Here is a 6,598-nt window from a genome sequence, read left to right on the forward strand (position 1 = left end):
AGGTATTGCCATCATTACCTTCCTTACGAAAAACTCATTCGATTAAGTTTTTTCATATATTGATGATTTTTTTCATTCTAACTAACGTCCGTCATGAAATAATGGAACTGATATTGGTACAAACATAATAAGAAAAAAAATAAGGTAGAATATAATCTCCACCTTATTTTTATGTGCTAACTTTAGCTTGAATATATTTACTTTTAATTGACGTTAACCCGGCAAAAGTTTTTCTTTACTATAATTTATACACCTTGTCGGCGGAAAGAACTTTTATATCTTTTTGGGTTAGAACATCGACTGCTTTTGAAGAGTCTTCAACTCTCAATATAACAAGTGCCTGATCTGATTTCTTACCAACAAAAGCATACATATACTCTATTGCGATAGACTCAGCATCTAATATGTCTAAAGCCCTTGAAAGTCCTCCTGGCTTATCCTCAACACCAATAGCAATAACACTTGTAGAACTTACAGTAAATTCACTTTCCTTCAAGACCTTTTCTGCCTTTTCTGGCTCATTTACTATAAGCCTTAAAATCCCAAAATCTGTAGTATCAGCTATAGATAATGCACTGATATCAATATTATTTTCTCCAAGAACTTTTGTAACTTCAGCAAGTCTTCCTGATTTGTTTTCTAAAAAAACTGATATTTGCTTTACATGCATATCCTATCCCTCCCAGAAGTTGTTTTTACATCTTTCTCTTATCTATTACACGCTTTGCCTTTCCTTCACTTCTTTCAATAGTTTTAGGTTCAACCAGTTTAACTTTTGCACTTATTCCAAGTGTACCTTCTATTTCTCTGCGTATTTTCTTTTCAATTTCTTCTACTTTTTTAACCTCATCAGAGAACATAGTTTGAGTCATTTCAACCCATACTTCCAAAGAATCAAGATTTCCTTCTCTGTCAACTATTAGTAAGTAATGTGGTGCTGTTTCTCCAATCTCTAAAAGTACACTTTCAATCTGTGAAGGAAATACATTTACTCCTCTTATTATAAGCATATCATCGGTTCTTCCAGATACCTTGCTCATTCTAACAGCAGTCCTTCCACAATCACACTTTTCATAATTCAATTTAGAAATATCTCTTGTTCTATATCTAATTAATGGTAATCCTTCTTTTGTGACTGTAGTAAATACAATTTCTCCTTTTGACCCCGGTGGAAGAACTTCTTCTGTTACAGGATCAATAATCTCAGGAATAAAATGATCCTCTGGTATATGAAGTCCACACTGACATTCACACTCACTTGCAACACCAGGTCCTATTATTTCACTTAACCCATATATATCAATTGCAAGTATTCCAAGTCTTTCTTCAATTTCTTTTCTCATATTATCAGACCATGGTTCTGCACCAAATACACCTGCTTTAAGTTTTAAATCTTCTCTTTTAATTCCCTGCTCTTCCATTACCTCTGCCATAAACAATGCATATGAAGGTGTACATGCCAAAAGAGTAGTTCCAAAATCCTTCATTATCTGAAGCTGTCTTTTTGTATTTCCACCTGAGATAGGAATAACAGAAGCACCTATTCTTTCTGCTCCATAATGAGCCCCAAGACCTCCTGTAAACAAACCATATCCGTAGGCTACCTGAATAAATGAATGCATGTTAGCACCTGCATTAGATAGAGTTCTAGCCATAACCTCAGCCCATGTATCAATATCTCTCCTTGTATAACCAACAACTGTCTGTCTTCCAGTAGTTCCTGAAGAGGCATGAATTCTTACTATTTCACTAAGTGGTGTTGCAAAAAGTCCATATGGATACGTGTCCCTCAAATCCTGCTTGTAAGTAAATGGCAATTTACTTAAATCATCCAAAGTCTTTATATCCCCTGGTTCAACACCTTTTTCTTGCATTTTTTGCCTGTAAAAAGGGACGTTATGAAATACCCTCTTAACAGTATTTATAAGTCTTTCTGTCTGAACTCTAGTCATTTCTTCTCTGGACATACATTCGTACGTAGGATTCCAGTACTGCATACCTTTACCGTTACGCAAAACCTATAAAACTTTAAAAAACATTATAAAAGTCCATTTCTACTTCCTCGTTCATCGCATCTACTTTTCTAAAGACAATTTCAAATCCTTTTATTTGTTTTTCAAGTCTTATAATGTTACTTGTTTTAACGTAACTTCCCCCTTTCTTATGTTTTTTAGATACTTCACGCTGTAACCTGCGCTTTTTCTTTTTAATAATTTCATATTTCTAATATCATCCTAAGAGCCCTCTGAATATTTCTAAAGCACGTCTTACCTCTTTTAAAAATATTTAGGCTCCTATATCCAATTCTCCATCCACCTTTTTTAATTTAAATACATTTTCCAAATGTGCTTTTGGCAACTTAGCTGTAACCAAACTTACCACAGGAACTGCCACTAAAGATGCCATCATGGCAACAACCCCTATATTAGGAGCATATGCTGCATTCATTCCAAAAATAATTGCTCCACCTACTGAACAGGAAAACCCAGTTATTATACCAGCCCAAGCACCTGATTTTGTAGTTCCTTTCCAGTACAGACCATATAAAAATGGAGCTAAAAAAGATCCTGCAACCGTTCCCCATGAAAAAGACATAAGAGTTAAAATAGCACTTGGTATTGTGGCTACAATATAAGATAGTGCAATAAATACTGCACATAAAAGCCTCATAACTATCATAACTTTTTCCTTCTTCATGTTTTTAAAAAAAGTTCCTTTTATCAAGTCCAAAGAAATTGAAGAACTTGAAACAAGCACCAATGATGCAAGTGTTGACATAGAAGCTGAAAGAACCAAAACAATAATTATTCCCATCAAATAGCTTGGCAAAGCTCTTTCAAGCATCATAGGTATAACATTGTCAATGGCTATCCTTCCACCAACCATCAATTCGGAACTATCAACAAACAACCTGCCAAAAACTCCAATAAAATAAGCTCCTCCTGCAATTACCGTTGCAAACACAGTAGATACTATTGTTCCCTTTTTAATTGCATCCTCATCACGTATTGCATAAAATCTATGCACCATCTGAGGAAGTCCCCAAGCACCTACACTTGTTAGAATAATCAGGGATATAAGATTTATTGGATTAGGCCCAAATGTACTTGTCAGTTCATCTCCTATTTGCGGAACAGTGGACAATCTTGAAATACCTTCACTAAGTCCACCAACATTAGGGTGATTTATCACAAAGAAAACCATCAACAAAAGACCTATTATCATAATAATTCCCTGAATAAAATCATTTATTGCAGTTGCAACATACCCCCCTAAAAGAAGATATACTCCAGTAAGTACAGCCATCGCAAGCATACACATTTCAAAAGAAATCCCCAAAGGATCACCTATTGTTGTAACAAAAAGATAACTTAAACCTTGGTACACTGAAGCTGAATAGGGTACTAAAAAGAAAAATATAATTATTGATGTAACTATTTTAATTGCCTTACTGTTATATCTTTTTTCAAAAAACTCAGGCATTGTAGAAGCATTTAACTCATGAGTCATTTTTCGAGTCCTCTTAGCAAGAACAAACCACGCCAAAAGGCATCCAATAATTGCATTGCCTATGCCTATCCATGTAGCTGAAATACCATGCTCCCAACCACTTCTTCCTGCATAGCCAATAAAAATAACTGCCGAAAAATAAGCAGTTCCATAAGAAAACGCACTAATCCAAGGTCCCATCTGTCTTCCGCCAAATAAAAAATCCTGTACATTGTTTACTTTCTTTTTGCTGTAAATGCCTATACCAATCATACTAACAGCAAAAAGCCCAAGAAAAACAATTTTTATTGCCAAATCCATCCTTCCGTCCTCCAACTATAAATTTCAATACCTACCATACTACCTAACCATATAGGCTAGCATAAGGAAATTGATCTTATGAATCTATTTTACAACAAATCCTCAAATAAATAAAGATTAAATCATCGGGTTTTTCTCCTTGAGAATACGAAGTTATTTCTAAGGCATTCCTTACTGTATTAATACCATATCCCCTAACTCTGAAGGTTTTACTTCTACCGTAGCATTAGTTTCATTTACAAAAATCTCCCACCCTTTATGATCAGGATGCATTAGTTCAAACTCACTTTCTTCACTTGATTCTAAATATGGACCAAACTCCTGTCCATTTACAATTGTCACATCTTGAAGATTTGATATCACTTTTTTAACAGTCGGTGACTGATTTTCTCCAAATTTTAATTCAATATCTCCAGAATCCTCAATATATTGAACAATTGCACTTTGAATTTCTACTGCACCTCTTTCGTCTGCTCTTATTTGGGTATCGCTAAGAATTCCAGAAAACATTGAAAGACTTATAATTGCGATAACCCCCAATAAAATTGCAATTATGCTAATTATCAGCCCTGCAATGGATATACCTTTTTTTTCAGATTTCATACCTAATATTGCAAAAATTAACCCTATTATTTGAGGTATCATTATAAGGCTAAAAATCAAGCTAATGATTGATATTACAAGTGATGCTATTGCAAATTTATTGCGTTCACTGTCCCCTTCTTTTACTCTGTTTTGATATGCTTTTTCAATCTCCAATTTATTTCCCCCTTCACCAAATTTAGTTATAGTGCCACAAACCTTTCCCTTTTTAAATTCCGCAAGAATTTATGTGAATGTATGGAAATTGTTGTTTTTTTATCGTACCTTAGGCATAAGGTTTATAGCCATATATATGCTTTCATTTTACATCACCTAAACTACCAATTTCAAGTACTATATTTCCTGTCTTCAATTCCTAATTTGATGTTCAAGCTTGACTAAATTTCCACATCTCATTTCAACAATTTTTTTCTGTATCCATACGGTTTTTAACTGTAATCTCTTCTGCTTTCTCTACCTGTTATAAATATTTTTACTCTTTAAAGCTGGTCAGATAATTGTAAAGTGGAATTGATAATTTTTTATTGATATAATAATATAGTGATGAAACTTAAATAATTAAAATGGAGGCAGATTTAAAAATGAAAGAGTTTAATGTAACAGGTGTATGTGTTTCAAATAAGCACTATATGGTTGATATAAGTAAAAAATTAGATCAAATAATAAAACTCATAAAGAAAGAGAAGTATTTTACTATCCACAGGGCACGTCAATATGGTAAAACTACTACATTATCCTGTATTTATAAAGCACTAAAAGATAATTATCTAATATTAAAAATTAGCTTTGAAGGAATTGGAGATTATGCCTTTACAACAGAAAATGCTTTTATAGGTTCTTTTATAAATCTAATTTCTAGACGTTTACACCACAATGGACTGGACAACCATATTATTAATAAATGGGAAGAAAATAAAAATCAATTGAATAAATTAGAAGATTTATCATTGAAGATTACAGAATTAGTTGAAAATACCGATAAAGAAATTGTCTTAATGATTGATGAAGTTGATAAAAGTAGCAACAATCAATTGTTTTTGCATTTCTTGGGTATGTTGAGAAATAAATATTTAGATAGAGAAGAGGGATTTGATAGTACATTTAAAAGTGTAATACTTGCAGGGGTTTATGATGTTAAAAATTTAAAACTTAAGCTTAGAACTAATGAGGAAAAAAAGTATAATTCGCCTTGGAATATTGCATCTGATTTTGATGTTGATATGAGCTTTGATTCAAAAGAGATATCAACAATGCTTTTAGAGTATGAAAAAGACTATAGAACAGGAATGGATATAGAAGAAATAAGTAAAGAAATATACAAATTTACAAGTGGATATCCTTTTTTAGTAAGTAAAATATGTAAAATAATTCATGAAAAACTAAGTCAAAATTGGACCAATACTGGAATCAAAGATGCAGTTAAATTAGTGGTACATGAAAAAACAACACTCTCAGATGACTTAATTAAAAATCTTGCAAATAATTCAAAATTATATGAAAGCATCTTTAATCAACTGATTTTAGGAGAAGAATTTGCATACAATACTCATAATGAAATTACTCAAATAGGTACTATTCTTGGTGTGTTTAGGGAGGAAGACGGACGAAGAATTATACATAATAAAATATTTGAAGAGTTAATATATGAATATATGGCTTCTGAAATTGATGAAAGAGAACGACTTACTCCTTATAATTTTAGAAGCAATTTCATTAGTAAAGAAGGAGAATTAAATATATCAAAAATTTTAGATAAATTTCAGGAAATGATGAAAGAAGAATATAGCAATCGTGATAAGGATTTTTTAGAAAGAGAGGGTAGACTTTTATTTATAGCATTTTTGAGACCTATTATAAATGGTATAGGATTTGCATTAAAAGAAGTTCAGATATCCGAGGAGAGAAGGCTGGATATTTTGCTTACATATAATCAAAACAAATATGTAATAGAACTAAAAAGATGGTATGGAGAAGAATATCACAAAAAGGGACTTAAGCAGCTGAATGGATACCTTGAAAGTCAGGGCTTAAATAAAGGATACCTTATTGTATTTGATTTTAGAAAAGAAAAAGAGTATAAAAAAGAGTGGATTGATGTAGATGGGAAAAGGGTCTACAACGTTGTTGTATGAAATCCATTTAATGTCATAAAATTTACACAACTTAAAAATAATCAAAATTTCAA

The 6,598-nt window shown here is 32.3% G+C and carries 5 protein-coding genes; 1 reads left to right on the plus strand and 4 read right to left on the minus strand.

What is annotated here, in order from left to right:
* Positions 1 to 238 precede the first annotated feature (238 nt).
* The 4 genes from RBH29_RS09495 to RBH29_RS09510 all read right to left on the minus strand — a co-directional run bounded on the left by RBH29_RS09495 (position 239) and on the right by RBH29_RS09510 (position 4,569).
* Positions 239 to 670, minus strand: a complete 432-nt coding sequence (locus RBH29_RS09495; protein WP_306696574.1) for an ACT domain-containing protein — start codon at positions 668 to 670, stop codon at positions 239 to 241.
* A gap of 25 nt (positions 671 to 695) precedes the next feature.
* Positions 696 to 1,997: a phenylacetate--CoA ligase family protein gene (locus RBH29_RS09500; protein WP_306696578.1), complete on the minus strand. Its 1,302-nt coding sequence runs from the start codon at positions 1,995 to 1,997 to the stop codon at positions 696 to 698.
* A gap of 289 nt (positions 1,998 to 2,286) precedes the next feature.
* Positions 2,287 to 3,810, minus strand: a complete 1,524-nt coding sequence (locus RBH29_RS09505; RefSeq protein ID WP_373463314.1) for a sodium:solute symporter family protein — start codon at positions 3,808 to 3,810, stop codon at positions 2,287 to 2,289.
* 171 nt (positions 3,811 to 3,981) lie between these two features.
* Entirely contained in the window at positions 3,982 to 4,569 is a 588-nt protein-coding gene (locus tag RBH29_RS09510; protein WP_306696575.1) for a hypothetical protein, read from the minus strand.
* Positions 4,570 to 4,994: 425 nt separating this feature from the next.
* Between RBH29_RS09510 and RBH29_RS09515 the strand changes: the two genes are divergently transcribed.
* Positions 4,995 to 6,545, plus strand: coding sequence for a GxxExxY protein (locus RBH29_RS09515; protein ID WP_306696576.1), 1,551 nt, complete (start codon positions 4,995 to 4,997; stop codon positions 6,543 to 6,545).
* Positions 6,546 to 6,598 lie beyond the last annotated feature (53 nt).

The organism is Herbivorax alkaliphila, assembly GCF_030848475.1.
Taxonomy (GTDB): domain Bacteria; phylum Bacillota; class Clostridia; order Acetivibrionales; family Acetivibrionaceae; genus Herbivorax.

What these genes read in the sequence shown, in the direction of transcription:
- RBH29_RS09495 (WP_306696574.1), bottom strand. Translation starts at nt 670, where the DNA reads ATGCATGTAAAGCAAATATCAGTTTTTTTAGAAAACAAATCAGGAAGA.
- RBH29_RS09515 (WP_306696576.1), top strand. Translation starts at nt 4,995, where the DNA reads ATGAAAGAGTTTAATGTAACAGGTGTATGTGTTTCAAATAAGCACTAT.
- RBH29_RS09500 (WP_306696578.1), bottom strand. Translation starts at nt 1,997, where the DNA reads ATGCAGTACTGGAATCCTACGTACGAATGTATGTCCAGAGAAGAAATG.
- RBH29_RS09505 (WP_373463314.1), bottom strand. Translation starts at nt 3,810, where the DNA reads ATGGATTTGGCAATAAAAATTGTTTTTCTTGGGCTTTTTGCTGTTAGT.